General features: G+C 48.2%; 1 protein-coding gene. It reads left to right on the top strand.

From position 1 onward, the window contains the following. Positions 1-1,024 (top strand): hypothetical protein (locus tag ACK8OT_RS19205; RefSeq protein WP_410198121.1); only part of this gene is annotated, 1,024 nt, incomplete at both ends.

Raw genomic sequence — 1,024 nt, forward strand, 5'->3', positions numbered from 1 at the left:
TTGTCCCTTGAAAAAGCCGTCACCATTCAATATAAAATCGCCGCCAAGGGTTATCCTCATTTCTCACTCAATGAGCTGCAGTATTGTCACCTGCCACGCTATTACGAAGCCTGTCGAAGCTATCCTACTTGGCAGGTAAGACGCCAAGCCTATATCAATTGGGCCAAGGCCACGAGTGACCCAGAAGCTTATTTTCTACAAGGAGTGAAGTATTGGCCGCAGATGAACGAGAACTCCCCCTTAGCCAAGCAGTTTAAAGCGTCAGCTGCAACCATACTGGATAATAATCGGCTTGGCTCGGTTTATAACTTTATTCATACCCTGTCACCACAGCAACTCCAACAAATTCCCGATACCATGGATGCTTTTGCGCTATTGGAGCAAGGAGCCAACGGCACCTGTTTTACCTGCGTCCCCTTCGTAGCCACCTACTACCGTGCTCGGCAAGATTACATGGCGGCCCATCCGGAGCATCAGGTTGATATTGATGGGCGCACCCTTGCCGAGCTAACCCAATTAGCCAGCACTTGGTTTCAACGTGCCTTTGATAATGGCATTAACTGTGAGCGCGGTGCGAATGAATACTTTACGAAAGAGGTCGGCATTCCCTTTCTCCCCCAACCTAACACAGCTCAAACCCAGCAAATGCTAAAAAACTGTATAAAACAGGGAGATAAGTATGCACTAATGAATACAACCCAATCGTTAAAAAGAACCTTTAATGCCAATACAGGGACATTTAGGCCTGAAGAAGAAAGGGTTGCAGGTTGGTATTTAGAGGAGTTAGATCCCCTACTTAGCGTGGCAGCAGAAACGCTTACAGGTAGGGCAGGCTCCAGCCCTGAAGAGGAGTCTTTAAACATACGCTTACAAGTTGCTGGCTACAGCCGCGAAGAAGCCCCGCAATACTACGACCAAGTCCGCGCACAAACGGCAGAGCTGGCCAAACTGTTACCTTCTTGGGGCCTGCGCAATTATGAGGTGAGTTACTTTATTCCCAACAGCTTAATCATGCCCCATCATC

It is taken from the genome of Motilimonas thetidivivens (genome assembly GCF_046452435.1).
Classification (GTDB): Bacteria; Pseudomonadota; Gammaproteobacteria; order Enterobacterales; family CBDFNC01; genus Motilimonas.